The sequence below is a fragment of the Paenibacillus tritici genome (genome assembly GCF_018207515.1).
Taxonomy (GTDB): domain Bacteria; phylum Bacillota; class Bacilli; order Paenibacillales; family Paenibacillaceae; genus Paenibacillus_AQ; species Paenibacillus_AQ tritici.
Window position 1 is genome coordinate 2,131,973 of sequence record NZ_CP073365.1, and the last position, 25,609, is coordinate 2,157,581.

Below are 25,609 nucleotides of genomic sequence, written 5' to 3' on the forward strand. Positions count from 1 at the left end.
AACTTGTAGGAGGAAGAACAATGTCAGTAAATATCAAGCTTCCGGACGGATCGGTCCGGGAATACGCAGACGGCAGCAGCATTGATGATGTAGCCGCCTCGATCAGCAGCGGACTGCGCAAGAACGCCGCAGCCGGCAAAATCAACGGTATCGTCGTAGATCTGTCCGCACAGCTACAGGAAGGCGATCTGGTAGAAATCGTAACACTGGATTCACCGGAAGGTCTGGAAGTGATGCGTCACAGTACCGCTCACCTGATGGCCCAGGCGGTAAGACGCCTGTTCGGCACGAAAGAAGTCAAGCTGGGCGTGGGTCCCGTGATTGAAGACGGCTTTTATTACGATATGGATCTGGAGCATCCGCTTAATCCTGAGGATCTGCTGAAGATTGAGAAGGAAATGGAACGTATCGTCTCGGAGAATCTGCCGATTGTGCGCCATGAGGTCAGCCGCAAGGAAGCGCTGGACCGCTTCGGCGAGCTGGGTGATCCTTACAAGCTGGAGCTGATTGAAGCACTGCCTGAGGACAGTGTCATCACCATCTATGAGCAAGGCGAATTCTTCGACCTGTGCCGCGGGCCGCATTTGCCGTCCACTGCCAAGATCAAGGTATTCAAGCTGATGAATGTGGCCGGAGCGTACTGGCGCGGAGACAGCAAGAACAAGATGCTGCAGCGGGTATACGGCACAGCCTGGATCAAGAAGGCTCAGCTTGATGAGCATCTGCGCCTGCTGGAGGAAGCGAAGAAGCGTGACCACCGGAAGCTGGGCAAAGAGCTGGAGATCTTCACCTTCAACCAGCTGGTTGGACAAGGCCTGCCGATCTGGCTGCCTAAGGGCGCGAAGCTGCGCAGCATTCTGGAGCGTTACATTGTGGACCTGGAAGCAAGCCTTGGGTATCAGCATGTCTACACTCCTGTACTGGGTAACGTAGAGCTGTACAAAACTTCGGGACACTGGGAGCACTATCAGGAAGACATGTTCCCCAAGATGACGATTGATAATGAGGAGTTCGTGCTTCGGCCGATGAACTGCCCGCATCATATGATGATCTACAAGAGCTCGATGCACAGCTACCGCGATCTGCCGATCCGTATTGCCGAGCTTGGAATTCAGCACCGCTATGAAATGTCCGGTGCCTTGACAGGTCTTCACCGCGTCCGCTCCATGACGCTGAATGACTCGCATATCTTCTGCCGTCTGGACCAGATCAAAGGCGAGTTCATCCGCGTGCTGGAACTTATCAAGCAGGTCTACAGCGACTTCGGTATAGAAGATTACCGGTTCCGCCTCTCTTATCGTGATCCTAAGGATACCGAGAAGTATTATGCCAACGATGAGATGTGGGAGACTGCACAGCGTATGCTGCGTGAGGTTGTGGAAGAAGCCGGGTTGCCGTTCTATGAAGCCGAAGGCGAAGCGGCCTTCTATGGTCCGAAGCTGGATGTGCAGATTAAGACCGTTCTGGGCAAAGAAGAGACATTATCGACGGTACAGATCGACTTCCTGCTGCCGGAACGCTTTGAGCTGGAATATGTCGGCGACGACGGACAGAAGCACCGCCCGGTTGTCCTGCACCGCGGGATTCTGGGAACCATGGAACGCTTCGTAGCGTTCCTGCTGGAGAACTTTGCCGGATCACTGCCGCTCTGGCTGTCCCCGCAGCAAGTGAAGATTATTCCGGTATCGTCAGCCTTTGACGATTATGCCAAGGAAGTGGAAGCGAAGCTGCTGCGGAGCGGAATCCGGGCGGAAGTGGATCTGCGCAATGAGAAGATGGGCTACAAGATCCGTGAAGCACAGCTGGAGAAGCTTCCATACATGTTCGTTGTCGGTGAGAACGAGATGAACGCAGGCAGCGTATCCATCCGCAAACGCGGCGAAGGTGATATCGGTGCCCGGCCGCTGCAGGAAGCCATTGACTCGCTGGCACAGGAAGTCGCGGAACGCGTAATCTAGATGATCCCAATGAGCCTCTGTTATAAGCATGTATAGAATTTTGTGAAAAGGGAAACCCTCGTTATATGGGGAGGGTTTAACTAATGAACAAAATGGGCTTATACCAGAGGTTTTGGTGTCTTTTCGTCACCATCGTTCTTCTGCTGACCGCAGCCGGGATCTACCCGGATTATTCGCATAAGTTGGCTCAGGCGAGAGGGATGGAAGACACTGCAGGACAACTTGGCAGCAGCAGCAAGCCACAGCATTCACAGGTTCAGTCTCAGCAAGCAGGTGCAGCATCCCGTCTGGGTGGATCTTCCAGATCCGTTCAGCCAGCTCCTAAGCCTAAGACAGCGGTCAAGTCTCCGGCATCTGAACCGGTAGCCGCACCGGCGCCGGAGCAGATTATCACTTCACTGAAAGTAACGGCGACCGGGTATACAGCCGGGTATGAGTCTACAGGTAAGACTGCGAAGCATCCTGAATATGGAATTACGTATTCTGGAGTTAAAGTACGCCGGGATAAGAATGCCGTATCCACGATTGCCGCAGATCCGAGAGTTCTGCCATTGGGAAGTATTTTATATATACCGGGTTACGGATATGCGATTGTGGCCGATACCGGATCAGCGATTAAGGGACAGAAGATCGACCTCTACTTCCGTACCACCAAGCAGGTCTACAAGGAATGGGGCAAGAAGACGGTTGTGGTTCAGCTCATCAAGCGCGGCAACGGAAAATGTACCGAGAGTATGCTGAAGAGTCTTGGCCATGCGATCCAGACCTATAAAGCGGTTCCGCAGTATTTGCTGGAAGAAGTTATTTAGGGATGATACTCCAGTACCTGGAAGTATGAATTTATTTTCACGTGAAAATGCATAATACAGCCTGCCGCTTCCCATAATATCGACTGGGGCAAAACACTTGCTTCTTCGAGTAATAAGGGAGGTGATTTCCGTGGCCAATTCCAAGAAACCAAAGGTACAAGAAAACTTCAAAACACCTAATGAAAAATTCAATGCAGAGTTCGCTGTTGAAAATGACGGTGCTACTAAGCAAAGCAGCAATACCTTTGCCAAGCCGGTTCAGAAACCGCAGCAGTAATGCTGGGATTCCGGTAAGCCTATGAGGTAACAAGACTGTCCTTTCATGTCCGGATTACGGGCTGGAAGGGCAGTTTTTTTAATGAGAACAAGACGGTTAACATATAATCCCAAGTGCCTCAGTCTGGAGACCGAGGACTGTTTCCTACTCGCGCCGCTGTTCTCTGCTGCATTCTTCCTGTAGACTAAGGCTATAAGCGACACATGGAAGATACGTACTAACGACAAGGGGGCACGACATTATGAAACGAAGGTTCACCAGCCAGGTTCTTGGAGGACTGATTCTCATCGGTCTGGGGGGATTATTCCTGCTCCGGCAGATGGGTTACACTGATTTTAGCCTGGGCTCACTGATCTCCACCTATTGGCCGGTTATTCTAATCCTGATGGGGCTGAAGCGGTTTTTGTCTCCGGATGAGGAGCATTCGAGATTCTCTGCAACATTGGGCGGTTTCTTCTTTCTGGCCATCGGGCTGTTCTTCCTGGGACGGAATCTAGACTGGTTCTACTACTCCGCAGGCGATTTCTTCAAAATGCTGATCCCGTTTATGCTGATCGGCGGCGGCCTGGCCGTCATCTTCAAGCCGCGGCGCAACACTCCGCCGATTCCACCGGCACCGCCTTCACCACCGGATTACTATCCGCCCGGACCGGGCAAGGGTCCGCTGGATGTGCAGCCGCCGGGACCGCTGGAATCTACGCTCGACCAGCAGTTCGAGCAGAAATTCGGCAAGCCGGCAGGCAGCGTTGACCGGAACTGGGATGATTATCTGCATAAGGGTGCTGAAGACGGGCAAGGCAGCCAGCACTCCTCCTCGGCAGATGCCCGCTGGCAGGAGAAGCAGGAGCGCCATGAGCGCAGACGCCAGGAGCGTCAGGAACGGCATGCCCGCCGCCATGGCGAATGGCATGAGGAGTTTCAGAATTCCGGACATGATAAGGACGCGACGAACCGCTCGGCTTTTATCGGCGATGTGCATATGGGCCGTGAGCATTTTCAATTGAAGCGGACCAACATCTCGCAGTTCATCGGAGATACAGTGCTGGACCTGACCAATGCACAGATTCCTTACGGCGAAACGAAGATTAATGTCTCGGCCTTTGTCGGCGATATTAAGATTTATATTCCAGAGGATATGGATCTGGGCGTTGCGGTTACCGGCAGCTCGTTCATCGGGGATATGCAGGTGCTGGAGCAGTCGCGCAGCGGGTTCATGAGCAATGTGCAGTGCAAATCCCCTTATTACAAGGAAGCCGGCAAAAAAGTGCGCATCAATGTGAGCTGCGTCATCGGTGACATTAAAGTCAAAACGGTGGGTTAGATGGGGATGATCTTCAGTAACACCAAATGGATGCTGCTGGTGTATTTCCTGCTTAGCGGCGGGGTGACGGCCGGACTGATGTATGCCGGGACATGCCTGGGCTACATCCAGGTAGTGGACACGAGAATGTGGATCTACCTGTGTCTGGGCATCGTGCTGTTCACGGTAATTATCGGCTATATCGCCGGGCAGCGGATTCAGAGACGGATTGATCATCTGGATCTGAATATGCTGCAGGTAGCCAAAGGGAATATGTCCGTGCGGATGCCGGTGAGCGAAGACCAGTCTTTTGCCCAGGTCTATCATGAATTCAACATTATGATGGATACGGTGGAGAAGAAGATGAAGCGGCTCCAGCAGCTCGGGGAACAGGAAGTCATTGAGAAAGAAAAGGCGGCGGAGAGCGCGGTACTGGAAGAGCGGAGGCGTATGGCCCGGGATCTGCATGATACGGTGAGCCAGCAGCTGTTCGCTATTCACATGTCCGCTTCTTCGCTGCCTAAAGTGCTTGAACGCAGCGCCGAGCACGGGCAGACGGTCATGGATCAGCTGATCAGCATGTCCCAGATGGCGCAGAAACAGATGAGGGCGCTGATCGCACAGCTTCGTCCGGTGGAGCTGGAAGGGCGCACACTGTTCGAGGCACTGGAGAAGTGGTTCCCGGATTACTGCCGCCAGAATGGGCTCAAAGGGGTGAAAGAGCTTGAACTGCAGGGAGAGCTGTCCGAAGCGATTGAGCATCAGCTGTTCCTGATTATTCAGGAGTCGATGGCGAATATCGTGAAGCACGCCGGTGCGCGCGTAGTCAGCCTGTCGCTGCGCGAGGTGACGAGGCAGGTCGTGCTGAGCATCAGCGATGACGGGCAGGGCTTCGAGCATGTGCAGCATAAGCAAGGCTCCTACGGCCTCACGACGATGCGTGAGCGTGCCGAGAAGCTCGGCGGCCAAGTCGAGATTATCAGCCGCAGGGGAGCGGGAACGACCATCCGCGTACATATTCCAAAGTTCGTCCAAGGCCACGCGGAGGCAACCGGTGCCGAGATGGAAGCCGATTCCGAAGAAGTGTAAGGACGTCTTCAGGAAGCATTAAGCGTACACCATTTGTAGGGGGAAAACAGAATGAGTCTCGTTAAAGTACTGCTAGTAGATGATCACGATATGGTGCGGATGGGCCTCAAAACGTATCTGATGCTGGAACCGATGTTTGAAGTGATCGGGGAAGCGGCCAATGGGCATGAAGCGCTGAGGATGCTGCGTGAACTGGGACAGGAAGCGCTGCCGGATCTGGTACTGATGGATCTGATGATGCCGGTCATGAACGGGGCCGAGACGACCCGCGCTGTGCTGGCTGAATTCCCCGGGCTCAAAATTGTCATCCTGACCAGCTTCCTGGAGGATGATCTGGTTGTCGATGCGATTGAGGCGGGGGCGGTCAGCTATGTACTCAAGACCGTCTCGGCAGAAGAGCTCATCTACGCATTGCAAGGCGCCTATCGCGGCATGCCGGTTATGACCGGGGATGTCTCACAGGCCCTGACCCGCGGTATCCGCCAGCGTACCGTGCAGGGCGATTCCTCCGGCCTGACCGAACGGGAGAAGGAAGTGCTGCTGCTGATCGCCGAAGGCAAGACCAATAAGGATATCGGCGAGGAGCTGCATATCAGTATCAAGACCGTCAAAACCCATGTCAGCAACCTGCTGATGAAATGCGAGCTGGATGACCGCACCCAGCTTGCAATCTATGCCCACCGTAAGGGTTGGGCGCAAGGAGGCCATCTCAATAGCGAACGCTAACTTAATGAAGGAAATTAACTTGAACCATGTGCGTCAAGTGATGAAACGTATGGAGACCGCTACCAAACCACAGTTAGCCTCACGGACCAAGCTGAGTGTCGTAACCATCAACTCCTTAGTCAAGGAACTGTCCGAGTTAGGGGAGCTGTTTGAAGACCTGGTGGTGCCATCCAACGGAGGCAGACCTGCGCAGACTTACCGCTATAATTATAACTTTAGCCTTGCGCTGGTGATGTACCTGACAGAAAAAGAGGGCCAGGTACTGGTTTCTGCTACCGTTGTAAACCTGAAGGACGATATTCAGATGAAGGATGAGCATATCATCCCGGTCTTTGAAAGAGACTTTTTCTATAAAATAATTGAACATGCTCTGGGCCAGTATCCTTCGATCAAGGTGATCGGCATAGGCATTCCGGGGCAGGCGGTAAACGGTGAAATTAAAGTCAGCAGTCTGCGGGAGCTGACGGGCTCGCGGCTGATTGAAGAGATTGAGTCGCTGTACGGACTCCCGATCCTGGTGGAGAATGATGTGAATGCAGCGGTCAGCGGGTATTGCCTGAAGCATAGGGAAGGTGAGCAACAATATTTGCTGGGTCTCTACTTTCCGAACGGGTACCCGCCTGGTATGGGGATCTACCTGAACGGGACTCTTCTAAGAGGGAATCAGGGCATGTCCGGAGAGGTGAAGTTCCTGCCTGATATGCCGGATTGGAGCCTGGAGATGACCGAAGGGAAATTCACTCAGGCCATTTGCAGAATCATTCAAACAGTGAATGCGGTTCTGGCCCCGGACAGAATTGTGATCTATCAGGACAGAGTGGAGGATGAAGTCTGGATGTCCGCCTGGCAAGCCTATCAGCTTCGGTACCCTATGCCCATCTATCCGGAGGTTGTATCGGAGCATACCTTTCAAGAGGATTTTGAGAGCGGTCTGCGCAGGCTGACCCTGAAAGAGCTGGAGCCGGGTTCAGCCTAGCATGATCATTTTAACAACGGAAACCCTTGGTAATCACAGGGTTTTTTGTTGTTTTATAGAGATATGAATAGATTCCTTGACAAGGAGATGAAGGCGTTACATACTTAGTATAATTACTTTATAAAGTATATATATTAAGTATTGCTTAGGGGGATTATTTTTGACTACATGGTTTTTGATCATTATCTATCTGGCGTTTATCAGTCTGGGACTACCCGATTCTCTGCTTGGCTCTGCATGGCCTGTGATCTGGCCGGAGATGGGCTCGTCGCTTGGATCGGCAGGAATCATCTCGATGATTATTGCGGGAGGGACCATTGTGTCCAGCCTGTTCAGTAACCTCATGGTGGAGCGTCTGGGGACAGGGCGGATTACTTTTGTCAGTTGTCTTCTTACGGCAGCCTCATTGTTCGGCTTCTCCGTATCGCCCTCCGTGCTGTGGTTCATAGTGATGGCTATTCCGCTTGGCCTTGGGGCAGGTGCAGTGGATGCAGCGCTGAATCATTATGTGGCCGCATACTATAAGGCCCACCACATGAGCTGGCTGCACTGCTTCTGGGGGGTGGGAGCTACCCTGGGGCCGATGATTATGGCGGTTCAACTGGCAAGCCCCGAGTCCTGGAGAGGCGGTTATGCGGTGGTAGCGGCTATTCAGTTCCTGTTCGCCATCATTCTGTTAGTGACTCTGCCTCTGTGGAAGAAGGTAGCGGCCACGCGGGAGCCGCTGCCTTCCGCAGCGCTTACCGACAGTGCCCCTGCAGAAGCAACGCCGGCAATCAGGCCGCAGGCGAACACCATCCGGCTGCGGGGAGTGCGGCCCACTCTTCTGACGTTCCTGTTATATTGCGGCATCGAAGCGATGGTTGGACTGTGGGGTGCCAGCTATCTGGTTGGCTCCAGAGGGGTTGCGCCTGAGAAGGCGGCGGTCTGGATTTCCTTGTACTACGCCGGGATTACAGTAGGCCGGTTAACCACCGGCTTCATAACCTTGAAGGTTCCTAACCGCCTGCTTATCCGTTACGGCCAGCTGCTGACTATAACCGGCGGTGTGGTTCTCTTATTGCCGCTCCATCCAAGCCTGTCCCTTGCAGGCCTGATATTGATTGGCTTAGGCCTTGCTCCTATTTATCCGGGACTCCTGCATGAGACACCTGCCCGGTTCGGCAGGGAGAACTCCGCCCGCTTAATCGGGTATCAAATGGCCGTAGCGTATACGGGAACCACATTAATTCCGCCGTTGTTCGGGCTTCTGTCTGTGCGTACCGGCATAGGCGTGTTCCCCTTTACTGCGCTTGCTCTTCTGCTGTTGATGTTCTGGAGTGCGGAGACAGTGAACCGGCTTCTGGGCCAATCTGCGTTAGGGAGGGAATAAAACGATGGCTTATATCCTGGTATGTGCAATGATCTGGCTGGCAGCCTATGCTCATCTGGCAGCATTCCATGAGCCGATGGAGGTGCAGCCGATCCGCACAATAGAGGACCTGTTCGAGCAATGAAATCGCAATCGTCTATGTATCTTTTATCTCCGCTTAAATTGTTTTTAATGTGACCTTAAGGTTTAAAGTACACAATAAGAACAAGAAAACAAATAACACTTTGCCTGACACGGCAAGGCGCGGGAGGAAAGCAAACATGGACGATAACAAAAACAACTTCAATCGTGATCATGAACCGGGACCGGATCGTGAGTGGGGCACTAATGATAGCAGTACCGTGAATAATAACAACAATCCTAACAACAGCACTGATTCCTCTACAGAAGGCGGCTCTTACTACTATTCTTACGGACCTTTCAAATCCTTGAACAACGACGACATGAACAGCAATGATCCGCAGCACTATAACCGCCGTGAACCGGAGCGGGTGGAGGTTACACCGCCACAGCCGGTGAAGTCACTGCCTTATAACACCTCGCTTCGCACCACAGGCAATGACGGGAACGGCGGACGCGGCGGTAATTCTCCGGAGGGGAACAACAGCTGGCAGTACAACCGCAAGCCGAAGAAGCCGGTCAAAGCGGTATTGATTTCTTTTCTCGCCGGAATGGTTGTCTTGTCCGGTTCCATGTTCATGGCTGACCGGGGCAACTGGTTCACAGGAGATCAGGCGGCATCTAGCATCGTAAGTAATACGACAGCCAAGACTGCGAACGGCAATCCTAACATTACACCTTCTACCTCCACTGCCGCTCTGGTGACCGGGTCGGGAGATGTATCCAGCGTTGTAGACGGAGTAGGACCTGCAGTGGTTAAAATTGAGACGCTTGTGAAATCAAGCAACTCCAGAAACAGAAGCAGCAATCCGAATATGAGTGATCCGTTCTCCCAGTTCTTCTTCGGTGACCAGTTCGGCGGAGGAGGCTCTTCCGGCTCGAACTCACAATCTCAGCCGGAATCGAATAATTCGGATTCCTCACAGCTCACTCCTTATGGAGTCGGCACAGGCTTCATCTATAATGCTGACGGATACATTCTTACCAACCAGCATGTGGTGGATAATGCCGATGTGATTCAGGTTACAGTGGACGGCAACACCAAGCCTTACGGAGCGAAGCTGCTGGGCTCAAGCAAGGATTTGGACTTGGCTGTACTCAAGATTGAAGGATCGGATTTCCCTCATGTGGCCCTGGGTGATTCCGACGGTATTAAAGTCGGCTCAGAGGTAGTGGCGATTGGTAACCCGCAGGGCTTTGACCATACAGTTACAGCAGGGGTACTTAGTGCAAAAGGCCGCAGCATTGACATCGCCGCAGAAGACGGCAGCGGTACAGTCACCTACAAGAATCTGCTGCAGACCGACGCTTCAATTAATCCGGGGAACTCAGGCGGACCCTTGCTTAACCTGAACGGCCAGGTTATCGGCATGAATGTTGCTGTTAGCAGGGATGCCCAGGGTATCGGCTTTGCCATTCCGGTAAATACCATTAAAGGCGTTGTGGATAAGCTCGAAGCCAATCAGGAAATACCTAAGGAGCCGGTGCCTTTCATTGGTGCTACTCTAATGACGATTACCGATGAACTAGCCAAGCAAATGGGTACAGACCTTAAAGAAGGCTCCGTAGTGGCTGAGATTGTCTTCAAATCACCGGCTTATACAGCAGATCTGCGCCCTTACGATATCATTACAGGGATGAACGGCAAGAACTATGCGACCAGCCAGGATCTGATCACTTATATTCAGACACTTAAAGTAGGCGATCAGGTGACCCTGAATGTGGTTCGTGACGGCAAGAAGCTGGAGCTTCCGGTAACCATCGGCAACAAAAATGATTTCGACACTACGCAGAATCAGAAGCAATAAGCTTACCGGACGGTGAGCGGCACAGCGGGAGGGGGAACCCTTCCGCTTTTGCTGCCTGAGTGCGGGTGCGGAGAGACGGATGCATCTGATACAATAGAGATATATGAAATAGACAATGGGGGCTGCCGGATGCGACCGAATATACTAATTATTGATGATGATGAGAAAATAATCTCCATGCTGCGCCGTGGGCTGGCCTTTGAAGGCTATGATGTCAAAACAGCGGCCAACGGGGCCGATGGCCTGCGCGCTGTACTGAACAGTGATCCCGATGTAGTCATCCTGGATGTTATGATGCCGCAGGTGGACGGATTCGAGGTGTGCCGCCGTCTGCGTGAAGGCGGCAGCAGTGTTCCCGTGCTAATGCTGACTGCCAAGGACGAAATTGAACACCGGGTGAAGGGGCTGGACCTCGGCGCGGATGACTACCTAGTGAAGCCGTTTGCCCTGGAGGAGCTGCTGGCCCGGGTGCGGGCGCTGCTCCGGCGCAAAAGCGAGCAGGGCGGAAGCGCTGATCAGGCGGTCTCCTATGAGGATATTACGCTGGATGTGGATTCGCGGGAAGTAACCCGTGCAGGCCGCCGTCTAGAGCTAACTGCGAAGGAATTTGAGCTGCTGCATTTGTTCATGCAGAATCCGAAGCGGGTGCTGTCCCGCGATCTGATCATGGACAAGATCTGGGGGTATGACTATAGCGGGGAATCGAATGTGCTTGAGGTGTATATTGCCATGCTGCGCCAGAAGACGGAGGAGCATGGCGGCAAAAGACTGATTCAGACGATCCGGGGAGCCGGCTACATCCTAAGAGGTGACTAATATGTCCATACGATTGCGGCTCACTGCCTGGTATTCAGGGATTCTTGCCGTCATGCTGCTGGTCTTGTCGGGCGTGATCTACGGCTTTGTCTATATCAATACGTACGGTGATCTGAAGAACCGGCTCCTGAGCCAGTCCCATCAGGTGGAGCTCAAGCCGGGTCTGAACGTTGACGGCACCCTGCAGCCGGTGCTTGGCGGTCCAGCGGGTCAGAGTCTGTTTGCTCAAATGTATATTTATGATCTGGACAGGCTGATCCCCAGTCCGAACATGACGGAGATCAGTCTGCAATTCAAGATCCCTGCCAAGGAGGATCTTCAGAGCCAGGAGGGATACCTACAGGCCAGCTATGGCGGCAATCCTTTTCTGATCTATCAGACGGCGCTTGATATTAACATCAACAACACCAGTATGCCTGCTGTGCTTCAGGTTGCCGTATATACTGGCGAACAAGTCACGCTGCTCAACCGACTGAAGAATATTCTGCTTGCCGGTTCCCTGGCTACCTTGTTTGCCGCCTTCACCTTCGGCTTATTTCTGGCCCGCAAGGCGATGAGCCCGATCGGCAAGGTGATTGAGGCCGCCAACGGGATACAGACCGGAACAGACCTCAGCTCACGGATCGAATACGACGGGCCGGAGGATGAGATCGGGCGGCTGATCGAGACGGTCAACAGTATGCTCGGGCGGATGGAGGGCTTCTATACGGGACTGGAGGAGGCTTACGCGACACAGCGCCGCTTCGTCTCGGATGCTTCGCATGAGCTGCGGACACCGCTTACAACGATCCGCGGAAATATTGATCTGCTGGAGAAAATATGGGAGATGGAGCCGGATGACAGCCGGATGACCGAGGCGGAAATCCGCCAGCTCTCCATAGAATCCGTGAAGGATATCGCTGATGAATCGAAGCGCATGAGCCGTCTGGTGGCGGATATGCTGTCCCTGGCCCGGGCGGATACCGGCCGGACCTTCGAGATTGAGCCGGTAGCACTGGAGCCGATGATGACCGAAGTGGCCCGCCGGGCGTCCTTCCTGCCGCGTGAGGCAGAGTGGTCTGTAGGGGAGCTGGGGCATTTGAACGGCAAATATATTCTCGGCAACAAGGATTATCTGCAGCAGATGATGTTTATTTTCATTGATAATGCGTTCAAATACACACCTGCGGGTCAGGTTACGCTGGACGCGGTCTTGTATCAGAATCAGGTGGGCATCCGCATTGCCGATACAGGAATCGGGATGGATAAAGATGAGGTGCCGCATATCTTCGACCGCTTCTACCGTGCCGATGAGTCGAGAGGCATCACTGAAGGCATCGGGCTTGGACTGTCCATTGCCAAGTGGATTATTGAGGAGCATGGGGGCTCTGTCGAGGTGGTCACCCGTCAGGGGGAAGGGACAACCTTTGTGATCTGGCTGCCGCTTCTCTTTGCCCCGCCGCTGGAATAGGGTATAATTATAAGGATTCCTATTACAGCAGTCATTGACAGCAGAAAGCGGTGAATTCATGGAAGTCATCAAAATCTCTCCCCGGGGTTATTGCTATGGCGTAGTCGATGCTATGGTAATGGCACGGCAGGCTGCGCAGAATCTTGACCTGCCCCGGCCGATTTATATACTGGGTATGATTGTGCACAACAGCCATGTCACGAACTCCTTCGAGGACGACGGAATTATTACGCTGGACGGGCATAACCGTCTGGATATTCTAGATAAAGTGGATAAGGGTACCGTTATTTTCACGGCGCACGGCGTATCTCCTGAGGTACGCAAGATGGCACGCGCCAAAGGGCTGACTACGGTGGACGCCACCTGTCCGGATGTAACGAAGACGCATGACCTCATCAAGGAGAAGGTTGAAGAGGGCTGTGAGATTATTTATATCGGCAAGAAAGGCCATCCCGAGCCGGAGGGCGCGGTGGGCATTGCTCCTGAGCATGTCCATCTGATTGAGAAGGAGGAGGATATTGCCAGCCTGAGAATTCCTCCTTCACGTATTGTCATTACGAACCAGACCACCATGAGCCAGTGGGATATCAAGCATATTATGCGCAAACTGCTGGAGACCTTCCCCGGAGCCGAGGTCCACAATGAGATCTGTATGGCGACACAGGTCCGTCAGGAAGCAGTGGCTGAGCAGGCGGGCCAGTGTGAACTGGTTATTGTTGTCGGCGATCCGCGCAGCAATAACTCCAATCGCCTGGCACAGGTGTCGGAGGAGATTGCCGGCGTTCCTGCTCACCGCATCTCTGACGTATCCGAGCTGAATACAGCTTGGCTGAAGGGAATTAGCAAGGTGGGCGTAACCTCCGGCGCTTCCACGCCGACTCCGATTACCAAAGAGGTTATCAACTATCTGGAGCAGTATGACGAAGCGAATCCTGAGACCTGGGAGATCAAACGTACGGTCAATATGGCGAAGCTCCTGCCGCCGGTGAAGAACAAGACTGCAAGCACCAAGTGACAGGTCAGGAAAAATGAACTCATAGGGTAATTAGTCGGCAGTGCAGCCTTAGGGTCTGTACTGCTTTTTTTGAAAATATGAGAATTTATATGTTTCAGGGAGATCATTTAGAGGGAATTCGCCTAAATCCTGCGGAAGCCGGGGAATAACGGTTGACTGAAACGGAAACATGCGGTAAAATCACTTTAGTGCTTAAAAGCGTACACGCGTCGTAGCGAGATAGTGTCGGACATTGAATTGGCCGATACCGTTGATAAGAATATCCATCCAAAAGGGGAGCTATAATATGATCGTTATTACATCCAACCAAACACCTCAAGAACAGGTGAATGAAATTATTGCCGTTATTGAAAAGGAAGGCTTGCAGGTTCACCTCTCCGTAGGGGCTGATCACACGGTAATCGGACTGGTCGGGGGCGTCACTCCGAAGCTTGCCGAGCATCTGCGCCAGATGAAGGGCGTAGAGAATGTTGTGAAGATTACCAAGTCCTACAAGCTCGCCAGCCGTGACTTCCATCCGGAGGATACGGTTATCGACATCCGGGGAGTGAAGATCGGCGGAGAGAATCTGGTCATTATGGGTGGTCCGTGCGCCGTGGAATCTCCGGAGCAGATTGATGAGATTGCCCGGCTTGTCAAAGCTTCCGGCGGTCAGGTGCTGCGCGGAGGTGCCTTCAAGCCGCGTACCGGACCTTACAGCTTCCAGGGGGTTGGTGTGGAAGGACTTACGATGATGGCCGAAGCCGGCAAACGCCACGGACTGCTGACGATTACTGAGGTCATGACACCGGAGTATGTGGATATCTGTGCCGAGCATGCGGATATTCTGCAGGTAGGTACACGCAACATGCAGAACTTCGACCTGCTGCGCAAGCTGGGAACCTGCGGCCGTCCGGTGCTGCTGAAGCGCGGATTCAGTGCGACTTACGATGAGCTGCTGAATGCGGCGGAATACATTCTCGCCGGGGGCAACCGGGATGTGATGTTATGTGAGCGGGGAATCCGTACCTTCGAGACCTACACACGCAACACGCTGGATCTGTCTGCGATCCCTGTGCTGCAGAACCTCAGCCATCTGCCGGTAATCTCCGATCCGAGCCATGGTACCGGACGCCGTGAATTGGTGGCCCCTATGGCCAAGGCTTCGGTTGCGGCAGGCGCCAATGGTCTGATTATCGAAATGCATACCGATCCTGATAATTCGATGACCGGTGACGGGGTGCAATCTCTGTTCCCTGAGCAGTTCGACAGCCTGCTGCGGGATCTTGAGAAGCTGGCGCCGCTGGTTGGACGCAGGTTCTCCCCGTCCCTGGAGGCCGCTCCAGTCGTGTGATTTTGAGTGTGCGAATGGCTTATGAACAGCTCTCTTCCCGCCCGGCTGGGCGCAGGAAGAGGGTTGTTTTTGTTGAATACCGGACAAAGGTGACATGGAATAAGGGCAAAATCGGTTTTTTCACCAAAGCGTTAGAATATCTTACATGTTCGCAAGAAATACCTGACATAAGCATTGACGATGTTAGGTATGCGATTTATAATGACGACAGCAAAAAAATAAAAACAAGAACATTTGATACGAAGAGCGGGCTAATGTTCGGAACTTGGGGAGGAATTAAGCATGTCGGTTGAAAAAGTGTTGCAGACGATCAAGGAAAACAATATCGAGTGGGTGGATTTCCGTTTTGTAGATCTGGGTGGACGTGCCCATCATATCTCATTGCCAGCATCCGCAGTTGAAGAAGAAACATTTGAGAATGGTGTAGCCTTTGATGGTTCTTCCATTACAGGTTTCCGGGGGATCGAAGAATCGGATATGGTAATGATGCCTGATCCAAGCACAACATACATTGATCCTTTTACAGCTCATCCGACGCTTAACATTATGTGCGATATTTTCACGCCTGATGGCGAACGTTATGAGCGCGACCCGCGCGGTATCGCAGTGAAGGCAGAAGAATTCCTGCAATCCAGCGGTGTAGGTACAGCGGCATTCTTCGCACCTGAGTCCGAGTTCTTCATCTTCGACGATGTCCGTTACGAGAGCGGCATGAACACTTCCTCCTTCTTCGTGGATTCTGAAGAAGCGGCATGGAACACATCCCGCAAGGAAGAAGGCGGCAACATGGCCTTCAAAGTTGGCGTTAAAGGCGGATACGTGCCTGTAGCTCCAGTGGATTCCCAGCAGGATATCCGCAGCGAAATGTGCCGTCTGCTTGGTGAAGCAGGCCTTGAAATTGAACGCCATCACCATGAAGTGGCAACAGCGGGCCAGGCGGAAATCAACTTCCGTTTCGATACCCTGAAGAAGACAGCTGATAATCTCCTCACATACAAATACATTGTGCAGAACACTGCACGTCAATACGGCAAGGTAGCAACCTTCATGCCAAAACCGCTGTTCGGCGATAACGGCAGCGGAATGCACGTTCACCAATCCATTTTCAACGGCGATTCACCTTTGTTCTACGAAAAAGGCGCGTATGCCAACCTCAGTGAAATGGCCCTGCATTACATTGGTGGTATCCTGTATCATGCTCCTGCATTGATCGCGCTGACCAATCCAAGCACCAACTCATTCAAACGTCTGGTTCCCGGCTATGAAGCTCCGGTCAATCTGGTCTATTCCAAAGGTAACCGTTCCGCTGCTGTACGTATCCCGGTAGCTGCTGTAACCCCTAAGGGCTGCCGCATCGAGTTCCGTACACCGGACTCCACAGCTAACCCTTACCTGGCCTTCTCCGCCATGCTGATGGCAGGTCTTGACGGAATCAAGAAGAAGATCAACCCTGAAGAAATGGGTTACGGTCCGCTGGACAAGAACATCTACGAATTGTCTGATGCAGACAAAGAGAAGATCCGCAGCGTACCAGGCACCCTGGACGAAGCGCTTGATGCTCTGGAAGCGGACTACGAGTTCCTTACAGAAGGCGGCGTATTCACTAAGGACTTCATTGATAACTATATCGCCCTGAAGCGTTCCGAAGCTCAAGCCGTTGCGATTCGCGTTCATCCGCATGAATACTCCCTGTACTTCGATGTATAAGAGAACTTATTGTGAATAGAGTTAGATGAAGAAGAAGTCCCTGGAATCTTTGATTCCGGGGACTTTTTTGCGAATATTACGCCTTATCTCGCTGAAGCGGATGCTGCGGATCATACAATCCTGCCCAAATTACAACATTTCCTTCGCCGAACAGGCTGTAATCAGGAAATGTTGCACAAAACGCAGGATTTCAGCACCTAGTAAGCCGCAGAGCGGGGCAGATGTTGCAATTCCGGCAAGAATTCTCCCGGACATCCGTAGGCCGGGATTTAGAATTTCCTTTTTTACAACATTATAGGTTACAAACAGCAGAGACAGCATTAAAGAGCACAAACAGAGAGTAGCTTCAGAATCAAAATGCAAACCATAGGCAGCAATATTAAAGGTTAGTTTCGTTGATTTTCGTAAATTTTCGTTAATATAGTACCTTTAATGCAATGAAATTGCAGTTTTGATAGGAGGATTGTTTATATCTGAGGGTGAACTCTGATTTGGCAACGGAAAACGGGTGTGAAATATGTATTATAACACAACTATTTGTATACATAATCCACATGGCGGAAAGCGGTTTAAATAAGGTGTAGTTCATAAGCCTATCTTTGATAAAGCCTGATTTATCAGTGTTTACAGTAAAAATTATACCCCTGTATATAGTCATAAAAAACGCTTTACAAAGGTATACAACGATGTGATAATGAAGAACGAAACCGATTTCGGAAATGGAAGTTAGTAGAGTGGGGAGGATGATGATTTCAGTGAGTCATAAATCGGATAGGTCAAAAGCAGGCTGGAGCTTCACCGGGAGTAATGGGGACTTTAAGTTAGAGCAGCCGGACCGGAGCAGCTTTTTATATTTTCCGCTCGTCAACGAAGGGGGCATGATGTCTTCCGTCAGTCCTAAGCTGCATGGTCAGGTTACTTCAGGTCATAATACTTTTCTTACACCGCCAATCTCCGTAGAGGATCTGCATAATTCGCGCGCCTCGCGTAATTTCTGGGTCTATGTTGAAGGCAAGGGCGCCTGGTCGGCAGCGGGCAACTCGGCCCGGCAGAATGCCGCTTTCTACAACGAAACAGCAGATGATTCCTTGCTGGAAGCAGGACTCTTGTGGCATAAGGTAACCCGGGAGAGCAAGGAGCTGGGGCTTAGAGCTGAGATCACCAGCTTTGTGCCGTGCGGCAATGACAAGGTTGAGCTAATGAAGGTTGTATTGACGAACAGCGGCACCGGGGAGCTTACGCTGACTCCTACTGCAGCTATTCCGCTGTATGCGCGGTCTGCGGATGATCTGCGGGATCACCGGCATGTCACCTCGCTGCTGAACCGGATTTATACTTCCGCTTACGGAATAGAGGTGCAGCCTGCCCTGTCGTTCGACGAACGCGGACACCGGGTGAATCATACCTCTTACGGGGTGTTCGGCGCAGCTGACGGCGGGGTACAGCCTACCGGATTTTTCCCGGTGCAGGAGGAGTTCATCGGTGAGGGAGGAAGCCTGGACTGGCCGGAGTCGGTAGTGAATAATCTGGCTCCACGGATCGGCGAAGGCGGAGGAATAGACAGGGAAGGTTATGAGGCACTGGGCGGTCTGCGGTTTGCGGAGGTTACCCTTGCGCCAGGCCAGAGTCACTCTTATGTCGTAGCAATGGTTATTGAGAATGAGAGAATTGATGTGCCGGCTTTGATGGAAAAGGTTGGCTCGGCGGCTGCTTTTGATGCACTGCTTGAAGAGAATAAGAGCTTCTGGGCGGATAAAGTCAATACGGTGGAATTCCATACCGGAGATCATGCCGCGGATGAATGGATGAAGTGGGTAACCTTGCAGCCTGTGCTGCGCAGATTGTACGGCAATTCGTTCCTGCCATACCACGATTACGGCAGAGGCGGCCGCGGCTGGCGCGATCTCTGGCAGGATTGCCTGGCGCTGCTGATTATGGAGCCTGCCGATGTGCGCAGCCTGCTCCTGAACAACTATGCCGGAGTTAGAATAGACGGCAGCAACGCGACGATTATCGGGCAGGAGCCCGGAGAATTCATTGCGGACCGCAATAATATCCCCCGGGTCTGGATGGATCACGGCGCCTGGCCGTTCCTGACCACCATGCTGTATCTGGATCAGAGCGGTGACCTGGACTTCCTGCTCCAGGAGCAGACCTATTTCCGCGATACCTTCATGAACCGCTGCAAGGACCGCGATACTTCCTGGGAGCCGGGTGCAGGCAGCAGTCTGCGGACGGCAGCGGGCGAAGTCTATACAGGTACTATTCTGGAGCATATCCTCCTGCAGAATCTTGTTCCGTTCTTCAATGTGGGTGAGCATAACAACATCCTGCTGGAAGGGGCGGACTGGAATGACGGTCTGGACATGGCTGCCCAGCGGGGCGAGAGTGTAACCTTCACCGCCTTCTATGCCAGCAACCTGCTGGATCTGTCCAGGCTGTTGATCACCTTGAAGGAACAGACTGGCAGAGATACGCTGGAGCTTGCTGAAGAGATGGTGCTGCTGCTGGATTCTCTCCGGCAATCCATTGATTATGAATCTATTCCCGCCAAGCATGAACGGCTGAACCGCTTCTATGCGGCTGCACCGAATAAGGTGAGCGGTGTGCGGTCCGTCTTGAAGCTTGAGGAGGTTGCAGCAGATCTAGCCCGTAAAGCGGAATGGATCTTCGATCATCTGCGCCGCAATGAATGGGTAGAGAGCGGGCATGGCGACGGCTGGTTCAACGGATATTACAATAACGACGGGGAACGTGTAGAAGGCGAAGGTGCCGGAGGCACCCGGATGACGCTTACCGGACAGGTCTTCCCGCTCCTGGGCCACGCTGCGGCTCCAGAGCAGATTCCTGCGATGATCTCAGCTGTGGAGCGCAATCTGTTCGATGAGAAGATCGGCTATCGTCTGAACAGCAACTTCGGCGGCATTCAGCAGAATCTGGGCAGGGCGTTCGGCTTTGCCTTCGGACACAAGGAGAACGGGGCCATGTTCAGCCATATGACCGTAATGTACGGTAATGCGCTGTACAAGCGCGGTTATGTCAAAGAAGGCCGCAAGGTGCTGAACTCCCTGTACAGCCTGAGTGCGAACTTTGAGGTCAGCCGGATGTATCCGGGAATCCCGGAATATATCAACGAAGAGGGCAGAGGAATGTACACCTATCTGACAGGCTCGGCAAGCTGGATGCTGTTAACCATGGTCACAGAGGTATTTGGGGTCAAAGGCAAGCTCGGCGACCTGCTGCTGCAGCCGAAGCTGGTTCAAGAACAGTTCGACGGGGAGCAAAGCGCCTCGATCAAAACGATTTTTGCCGGACGCGAGCTGAAAGTCGTCTATACGGCTTCAGGAAGCACGGAGTACGGAGAGTATCAAATACACTCTGCCGCCTTGAACGGGGCTGAGGTAACGCTTCAGCGCGTCTCAGAGGGCGCTGTGATTCCGCGCAGCCTGCTGACCGCTCTGCCTGAAGGGGAAATTCATCTGCTTGAAGTAAAACTGGCATAAGCCGGGGCTGCCTGCCCCATAGCGCCTGCTCTGACGGTCCGCCGGAGAGCAGGCGTTTTAATATCCGAATACGGAGGATAGAATGGGCTGGAAATGGTATGATAGGATGTGCTGTGTAATTCAGGACAGAAAGGACAGATAGAAATGGCACGTATACTTTCAAACGGAATACTTACAGTGGAGATTGCGGATGTGGGTGCCTATGGGGGTACCCGTTTTGACTGGACCGGATTTATTACAGGCGTTACGCTGGAGCAGGGCGGACATACCTTTTGCGTTCCCGAAAGTCTGGTGCCTGGACAAGGCACGGGCGGTATCGGTCTCTGCAATGAGTTTGGCATTTCCCGGGCAATTGGCTACGAGGAGGCGGCAGTGGGGGAATGGTTCCCCAAGCCCGGCATCGGACTGCTCCAGAAGCAGAGCGGAGAGCCGTATTCTTTCGTAGGGGAATATCCGCTCAAGCCATTTCCCATTATTGAGGAGTGGAGCGAACAATCGGTTACATACACGGTTGAGCCGTTGGAATGCCGGGGCTACAGCATGAGGCTGGTCAAGTCGCTGAAGCTGGAGGGGGACCGGTTGAACATATCCTATAATATGGAAAATAATGGAACAAAAGCCTTGCGGATCGAAGAGTATATCCACAACTTTGTTGGAATTGACCAAGCATTCGTAGGAACGGATTATGAGCTTAGGCTGCCGGGAGTCCCGCAGATCGTTGCCCCTGAATCTTCTTATACGGAGAATCTGCTGAGTGTATCCGGGAACAGCCTCACATGGGCAGGGGAACCGGACCGTCAGTTCTATTGCAGGCTCGAAGGCTGGGAGCAGGCTGAGGCGAATTATTACTGGGAGCTGCTCCATAAGCCGAGCGGTGCCTGCATCAGGGAGAGTGGAGATTTCACCGCCGAGCGGATTGCTTTGTGGGGGGACAAGCATGTTATTTCTCCAGAGGTTTTTGCGGACATCACTATTTTACCGCGTCACAGCAAGGGTTGGAGCCGCAGCTATCAGTTTTTCACCTCCTGAACCCTGCCTGGCTTACCTTATATGTGAATAATTATACTTGCTGGTGTTTATCGTTATCTGCTATCATAGCGATATCCATATTCATAGGAGAGAAAGGGTGGGAGTTATTTTGAGCAAGAGAGCATACAATTTTAATGCCGGTCCGGCAGCATTGCCGCTGGCAGTATTGGAACGTGCGCAAGCGGAGTTTGTCGAGTTCCGGGAGAGCGGAATGTCCATTATGGAGATGTCGCACCGCGGGGCGATATACGAATCTGTGCATAATGAAGCTCAGGAACGCCTGCTTTCGCTTCTCGGCAATCCGCAAGGCTACAAGGTATTGTTCATCCAGGGCGGGGCAAGCACGCAGTTCGCTATGGTGCCTATGAACTTCATCTCTGAAGGCCAGGTCGGCAGTTATGTGATGACAGGAAGCTGGGCGGACAAAGCCTTGAAGGAAGCCAAGCTGACAGGCGGCGGTCATGTAGCCGCATCCTCAGCAGACAAGAAATTCCTGGCTATTCCTGAGCTTGACAGTATTAAGGCCGCAGACAATGCCGCTTATCTGCATATCACCTCGAATGAGACGATCGAAGGCACGCAGTATGCGGAGTATCCTGATGCCGGTAACATTCCGCTGATTGGCGATATGTCCAGTGATATTCTGAGCCGCGACTTCGACATCAACAAGTTCGGACTGATCTATGCCGGAGCGCAGAAGAATCTCGGACCGTCCGGTGTCACTGTAGTGATCGCCAAGGAAGAGCTGATCTCCAGTTCCCCTGCGAATATTCCGACGATTCTGCGGTATGATACCCACTACAAGAATAACTCTCTCTACAATACGCCGCCATCCTTCTCTGTATATATGGTTAACGAAGTGTTAAAATGGATTGAGGAGCAGGGCGGGCTTGCCGGCACCGAAGCCAAGAACCGTGACAAAGCAGGTCTCCTGTATGACTATATCGACGGCAGCGACGGCTTCTACCGCGGAGTTGCGGAAGAAGGCAGCCGTTCCATTATGAATGTAACGTTCCGGATGCCATCGGAGGAGCTGGAGAAGCAGTTCATCAAAGCTTCCGAAGCAGAAGGCTTCGTGGGGCTCAAGGGCCACCGCAGTGTAGGAGGCTTACGCGCCTCTATCTATAACGCAGTCCCTCATGAGAGTGTTAAGGCGCTAGCCGACTTCATGAAGCATTTCCGGCAAACTCAAGGTTAATGAAAGAACGTTCCTGACCTTCCGCCTGGCAGCGGAAGGTTTCTTCTTGCCCGCCTGCCTCAGGAATTCTAAGACCCTACAGAGAGGAGTATCGTAAATTATGGCATTACACATTGTGCTGGTGGAACCGGAAATTCCGGCCAACACCGGCAATATCGCCCGCACCTGTGCGGCCACAGGAACCCATCTCCACCTGGTACATCCGCTGGGCTTCCGCACAGACGATGCAACGCTGAAGCGTGCCGGACTCGACTATTGGCATGCGGTGAATATCGAATATCATGATTCCTTCAGTGAAGTGCTGGAGAAGTATAAGGAAGGCCGGTTCTTCTACGCCACTACCAAGGCAGAGAAGCGGTATTCTGATTTCACCTTCCAGGATGGAGACTTCTTTGTTTTTGGCAAAGAGACCAAGGGACTGCCTGCGGATATTCTGGAGGCCGGCAAGGAAACCTGCATGCGGATGCCGATGAGCGAAGCGGTAAGATCGCTGAATTTGTCCAATTCTGCAGCAATTGTTGTATATGAAGCGCTCCGGCAACTGGATTTCCCAGAACTTTTCTAAAAGTTGACATCATTTTTTATTTTTTTCAGCAGGATTCGACATTTTAGTAACGAAATAGTTGATTAGTGCCGAAGTAAGTAATATAGAACGTGAACTTAGAAAGGCCAAGAAGGGCACTACTAATCATAAGTTGAACAGGAGAGTGTAAGTTAGATATGAAACCTGCTGGCGTTGTACGTAAAGTGGATCAGCTGGGCAGAATTGTTCTGCCTAAGTCTCTGCGTAAAAGGTATCAAATGAATGAAGGCGACCCTGTAGAAATTCTGGTTCAGGGCGACCATATTATTCTGGAGCGTTACCGTCCGAAGTGTGTGTTTTGCGGATCAATGGAAGGCGTAAGCGAATATAAAGACCGTTATATTTGTGCAAGCTGTCTTTCGGAAATGACGCAATTGCCAAAACACGCGTAAGCGTAGACCGCATCGCTATCTACATAGGATAAACGCCCAAGCGGCGTCCTATAACAGGGATGCTGGCTGGACATGCTTAAGTTAATAGTTCCACAAGTAGAAACGGCTATGCCGTCTATTGGAAGGTCGGCATTCGTTTCAGCGAGAAATAGAAGGATATTCACAAAAAAGAGCGCCGCACATCAGTGCGGTGCTCCTTTTTGTAGTAATACGCTCAGGGATGGATGCGCAGGGATCTGTTTACAATCCCTTAGTCTTGTCGTCGTTGTAGGATGAAGTAAGAATACCGGCCATAAACAGCACAAAAACCAGGGTTACGATCCAAAAAGTCAGGGAGAACGACATGCTGGGCACCTCCGTTATTGACGATCTTCATTAACCTGAGTATACCCTTTTATTCTGTAAAAATAAATATAAAGTGTGATATTTGGCATTGACGAGCTATACTGAATCACTTGAAGAACAGAAAGTTCGTCGGGACACGGCGCAGATTGCCGTCTGAAGGCCTATTAATGACCTTTCCCCTGAAGATCAGGGAGGAAGAGCCGCCGCCATCCAGGTTATAGGCATCAATAACACCGAGATTGTACAGCTTGTCTTGAAGCTCGGCCAGCGTGGCGCCGGAATTGCCGTTCTCGTCATATCCGTCTGCAACCAGAATCAGCAGCTGGTCGTCCTTATAATTGCCGATAACGGTCCGCGGTGCCCGCTTGGGGGCGAGCTGCCATTTCAGCGGAATGGCGGTTTTGCTCTGATTCTTCAGCAGAACGGGGACAAAGGTTGCGCCGAATACCGGCTCCAGCCTGTCCAGCTCTGTACGGCTGTTGAACTTGCCTCCGATGAGCTTGCCTGACTTGTCCAGGCCGACGAAGCTGAGATCCTTGTAGCTGGGCTCGAAGCCGTACAGATACTCTCCGCCGACGACGGTTGTCGAGAGCGGATAACGTTTGCCGTTCTGGTCGGCGAACCCGCCTGCATTAATACCGGCTGAAGCGCCGTAGCGGTTCACGGCCTGCAGGGTGGTCTCAGAGGCACCGGTGCCGTCACCGGCCAGGCTCATCTTCATGGCTGACGGGTCCTTCAGCTTGATCTTTAGGGCGTATGCTGTATAGTTGCCGGGGTTCAGCCGGTATAATTCGATGGTAATCCGGTCACTGCTGATGATGTCGGCGGGAATGCCGAGCCGGGAACTAATCCGGTTGTTATAGATCCGCTCCGGACGGGAGGTCTGGGCTGCCGCTGTAGTGACCAGTGCGTTCATGGCGCTCGTGGTCTGCTTATAGAGCTGTGCGCTGGTGCTGATAGAGTCGATGGTGTAGGCGGCATAGCTTTTGGCCACGGCCAGATCCTGCTTCAATTGCGCGGTCTCATTCACGGGTCCGGGAACAGCGGCGAAGGGTCCGGTATTCAGCTTAAGCTCAAGCGGGGGCTGGTACAGCCACAGACAGAGCAGCAGTCCGAACAACGGGGCGGTCAGGAGCATGAAGAACCGGTTTACTCTTTTGACAGGAGTCATCATTTAAGCAGATCCATCTCTTTCTTGAGCGAATCAAGCTGTTTCTTGACCTCGCTTAATTGCGTGTACAGCTTGTTGCTGTTGTCCGTCTTGTTGCTGGCATTATCCTTGGTGAAGGTTAGCAGCTCATTGAACGTCTGAACGGTGCTCTGGAGTTCCTTCACCTGCTCGGACAGAACGGCAATCTTGGACTCATAATCGGTCTTCAAAACGGTAAGCTGCTGCTGGCTCTGAGATCCAAGCTCGTTCAGCACCTGATCTTTCAGATGATTGGTGTAGCTGTACACGGCATATACGCCGCTTGCGATCATCAAAATCCAGAACAGTAGAAACCATTTTACGGAAGAGCCGCTTCTCTCTGCGCTCCGGCGAGAGTGTACCCGGGTCGATTCCGCTAGCGGTTGCATTTCATCACCTCAAGCCATTATTTTTCAAGTCCCCATTCTATCAGACTTTCAGGTTTTTCGCAAAAGTGAAAGAGCCGTGCAGAAACGACAAAAAGTAATTGCATCCTGTTAAACTACTGCGATACAATTTCTATAGATTGGAATATCTGATGGACGTATTCAAGGTAAAAGCAGGAAAACAGACTTGGGCAGCATACATCCTTGCTTGCGTGTTGACAGGAAACG

General features: G+C 52.4%; 22 protein-coding genes. 20 read left to right on the forward strand and 2 right to left on the reverse strand.

Features of this window, described 5'->3' with window-relative positions; translation table 11 throughout:
* Window positions 1-20 precede the first annotated feature (20 nt).
* From thrS to KDC22_RS09085, 20 genes are all read left to right on the forward strand, one after another.
* Entirely contained in the window at window positions 21-1,958 is a 1,938-nt protein-coding gene (thrS, locus tag KDC22_RS08990; RefSeq protein WP_211722781.1) for a threonine--tRNA ligase, read from the forward strand.
* 83 nt (window positions 1,959-2,041) lie between these two features.
* Window positions 2,042-2,767, forward strand: coding sequence for a 3D domain-containing protein (locus tag KDC22_RS08995; protein WP_211722782.1), 726 nt, complete (start codon window positions 2,042-2,044; stop codon window positions 2,765-2,767).
* A 130-nt stretch (window positions 2,768-2,897) separates the two neighbouring features.
* Window positions 2,898-3,044, forward strand: a complete 147-nt coding sequence (locus KDC22_RS09000) for a hypothetical protein (RefSeq protein WP_211724293.1) — start codon at window positions 2,898-2,900, stop codon at window positions 3,042-3,044.
* 241 nt (window positions 3,045-3,285) lie between these two features.
* Complete coding sequence (gene liaF / locus KDC22_RS09005; RefSeq protein ID WP_211722783.1) at window positions 3,286-4,365, forward strand: cell wall-active antibiotics response protein LiaF; 1,080 nt, start codon at window positions 3,286-3,288, stop codon at window positions 4,363-4,365.
* Window positions 4,366-5,433 carry a HAMP domain-containing sensor histidine kinase gene (locus KDC22_RS09010; RefSeq protein ID WP_211722784.1) on the forward strand — a complete coding sequence of 356 codons (1,068 nt, stop codon included), beginning with the start codon at window positions 4,366-4,368 and terminating at the stop codon, window positions 5,431-5,433.
* A 51-nt stretch (window positions 5,434-5,484) separates the two neighbouring features.
* Window positions 5,485-6,159: a response regulator gene (locus tag KDC22_RS09015; RefSeq protein ID WP_211722785.1), complete on the forward strand. Its 675-nt coding sequence runs from the start codon at window positions 5,485-5,487 to the stop codon at window positions 6,157-6,159.
* A complete protein-coding gene (locus tag KDC22_RS09020; RefSeq protein ID WP_173138209.1) occupies window positions 6,140-7,135 on the forward strand; it encodes an ROK family protein in 996 nt (331 codons plus the stop codon). The genes KDC22_RS09015 and KDC22_RS09020 overlap by 20 nt, the downstream gene beginning before the upstream one ends.
* 160 nt (window positions 7,136-7,295) lie before the next feature.
* Complete coding sequence (locus KDC22_RS09025) at window positions 7,296-8,507, forward strand: MFS transporter (protein ID WP_211722786.1); 1,212 nt, start codon at window positions 7,296-7,298, stop codon at window positions 8,505-8,507.
* A 260-nt stretch (window positions 8,508-8,767) separates the two neighbouring features.
* Window positions 8,768-10,435, forward strand: coding sequence for a S1C family serine protease (locus KDC22_RS09030; protein ID WP_211722787.1), 1,668 nt, complete (start codon window positions 8,768-8,770; stop codon window positions 10,433-10,435).
* A 129-nt stretch (window positions 10,436-10,564) separates the two neighbouring features.
* Window positions 10,565-11,251, forward strand: a complete 687-nt coding sequence (locus KDC22_RS09035) for a response regulator transcription factor (protein ID WP_173137982.1) — start codon at window positions 10,565-10,567, stop codon at window positions 11,249-11,251.
* Window position 11,252: 1 nt separating this feature from the next.
* On the forward strand, window positions 11,253-12,701 hold the full coding sequence (locus tag KDC22_RS09040; protein WP_211722788.1) for a sensor histidine kinase: 1,449 nt from the start codon (window positions 11,253-11,255) through the stop codon (window positions 12,699-12,701).
* A gap of 58 nt (window positions 12,702-12,759) precedes the next feature.
* The gene (locus tag KDC22_RS09045; protein WP_211723961.1) at window positions 12,760-13,716 is read left to right on the forward strand and encodes a 4-hydroxy-3-methylbut-2-enyl diphosphate reductase; all 957 of its coding nucleotides are present in this window, start codon (window positions 12,760-12,762) and stop codon (window positions 13,714-13,716) included.
* A gap of 286 nt (window positions 13,717-14,002) precedes the next feature.
* Window positions 14,003-15,049 carry a 3-deoxy-7-phosphoheptulonate synthase gene (aroF, locus tag KDC22_RS09050; RefSeq protein ID WP_173137979.1) on the forward strand — a complete coding sequence of 349 codons (1,047 nt, stop codon included), beginning with the start codon at window positions 14,003-14,005 and terminating at the stop codon, window positions 15,047-15,049.
* 14 nt (window positions 15,050-15,063) lie between these two features.
* A complete protein-coding gene (locus KDC22_RS09055; RefSeq protein WP_173137977.1) occupies window positions 15,064-15,342 on the forward strand; it encodes a hypothetical protein in 279 nt (92 codons plus the stop codon).
* Window positions 15,332-16,756, forward strand: a complete 1,425-nt coding sequence (glnA, locus tag KDC22_RS09060) for a type I glutamate--ammonia ligase (protein WP_173137975.1) — start codon at window positions 15,332-15,334, stop codon at window positions 16,754-16,756. The genes KDC22_RS09055 and glnA overlap by 11 nt, the downstream gene beginning before the upstream one ends.
* A gap of 755 nt (window positions 16,757-17,511) precedes the next feature.
* Window positions 17,512-20,259, forward strand: coding sequence for a GH36-type glycosyl hydrolase domain-containing protein (locus tag KDC22_RS09065; protein ID WP_246553415.1), 2,748 nt, complete (start codon window positions 17,512-17,514; stop codon window positions 20,257-20,259).
* Window positions 20,260-20,403: 144 nt separating this feature from the next.
* A complete protein-coding gene (locus KDC22_RS09070; RefSeq protein WP_211722789.1) occupies window positions 20,404-21,288 on the forward strand; it encodes a hypothetical protein in 885 nt (294 codons plus the stop codon).
* Between the two features lie 106 nt (window positions 21,289-21,394).
* The gene (serC, locus tag KDC22_RS09075) at window positions 21,395-22,486 is read left to right on the forward strand and encodes a 3-phosphoserine/phosphohydroxythreonine transaminase (RefSeq protein WP_211723963.1); all 1,092 of its coding nucleotides are present in this window, start codon (window positions 21,395-21,397) and stop codon (window positions 22,484-22,486) included.
* 100 nt (window positions 22,487-22,586) lie between these two features.
* The gene (gene trmL / locus KDC22_RS09080) at window positions 22,587-23,051 is read left to right on the forward strand and encodes a tRNA (uridine(34)/cytosine(34)/5-carboxymethylaminomethyluridine(34)-2'-O)-methyltransferase TrmL (protein ID WP_173137970.1); all 465 of its coding nucleotides are present in this window, start codon (window positions 22,587-22,589) and stop codon (window positions 23,049-23,051) included.
* A 155-nt stretch (window positions 23,052-23,206) separates the two neighbouring features.
* Window positions 23,207-23,461 (forward strand): AbrB/MazE/SpoVT family DNA-binding domain-containing protein, encoded by a 255-nt coding sequence (locus KDC22_RS09085; RefSeq protein WP_173137968.1) that lies wholly within the window; start codon window positions 23,207-23,209, stop codon window positions 23,459-23,461.
* Window positions 23,462-23,912: 451 nt separating this feature from the next.
* Here KDC22_RS09085 and KDC22_RS09090 read toward each other — a convergent pair whose 3' ends face one another.
* Window positions 23,913-24,980, reverse strand: coding sequence for a phosphodiester glycosidase family protein (locus KDC22_RS09090; protein ID WP_211722790.1), 1,068 nt, complete (start codon window positions 24,978-24,980; stop codon window positions 23,913-23,915).
* Window positions 24,977-25,384 (reverse strand): hypothetical protein, encoded by a 408-nt coding sequence (locus tag KDC22_RS09095; protein ID WP_211722791.1) that lies wholly within the window; start codon window positions 25,382-25,384, stop codon window positions 24,977-24,979. The genes KDC22_RS09090 and KDC22_RS09095 overlap by 4 nt, the downstream gene beginning before the upstream one ends.
* Between the last annotated feature and the right edge of the window lie 225 nt (window positions 25,385-25,609).

Coding starts and splice junctions, on each gene's coding strand:
- liaF (WP_211722783.1), top strand. CDS start 3,286: ATGAAACGAAGGTTCACCAGCCAGGTTCTTGGAGGACTGATTCTCATC.
- KDC22_RS09045 (WP_211723961.1), top strand. CDS start 12,760: ATGGAAGTCATCAAAATCTCTCCCCGGGGTTATTGCTATGGCGTAGTC.
- KDC22_RS09010 (WP_211722784.1), top strand. CDS start 4,366: ATGGGGATGATCTTCAGTAACACCAAATGGATGCTGCTGGTGTATTTC.
- KDC22_RS09040 (WP_211722788.1), top strand. CDS start 11,253: ATGTCCATACGATTGCGGCTCACTGCCTGGTATTCAGGGATTCTTGCC.
- thrS (WP_211722781.1), top strand. CDS start 21: ATGTCAGTAAATATCAAGCTTCCGGACGGATCGGTCCGGGAATACGCA.
- KDC22_RS09085 (WP_173137968.1), top strand. CDS start 23,207: ATGAAACCTGCTGGCGTTGTACGTAAAGTGGATCAGCTGGGCAGAATT.
- KDC22_RS09090 (WP_211722790.1), bottom strand. CDS start 24,980: ATGATGACTCCTGTCAAAAGAGTAAACCGGTTCTTCATGCTCCTGACC.
- glnA (WP_173137975.1), top strand. CDS start 15,332: ATGTCGGTTGAAAAAGTGTTGCAGACGATCAAGGAAAACAATATCGAG.
- KDC22_RS09015 (WP_211722785.1), top strand. CDS start 5,485: ATGAGTCTCGTTAAAGTACTGCTAGTAGATGATCACGATATGGTGCGG.
- trmL (WP_173137970.1), top strand. CDS start 22,587: ATGGCATTACACATTGTGCTGGTGGAACCGGAAATTCCGGCCAACACC.
- KDC22_RS09095 (WP_211722791.1), bottom strand. CDS start 25,384: ATGCAACCGCTAGCGGAATCGACCCGGGTACACTCTCGCCGGAGCGCA.
- KDC22_RS09030 (WP_211722787.1), top strand. CDS start 8,768: ATGGACGATAACAAAAACAACTTCAATCGTGATCATGAACCGGGACCG.
- KDC22_RS09055 (WP_173137977.1), top strand. CDS start 15,064: ATGGCTTATGAACAGCTCTCTTCCCGCCCGGCTGGGCGCAGGAAGAGG.
- KDC22_RS08995 (WP_211722782.1), top strand. CDS start 2,042: ATGAACAAAATGGGCTTATACCAGAGGTTTTGGTGTCTTTTCGTCACC.
- aroF (WP_173137979.1), top strand. CDS start 14,003: ATGATCGTTATTACATCCAACCAAACACCTCAAGAACAGGTGAATGAA.
- KDC22_RS09070 (WP_211722789.1), top strand. CDS start 20,404: ATGGCACGTATACTTTCAAACGGAATACTTACAGTGGAGATTGCGGAT.
- KDC22_RS09035 (WP_173137982.1), top strand. CDS start 10,565: ATGCGACCGAATATACTAATTATTGATGATGATGAGAAAATAATCTCC.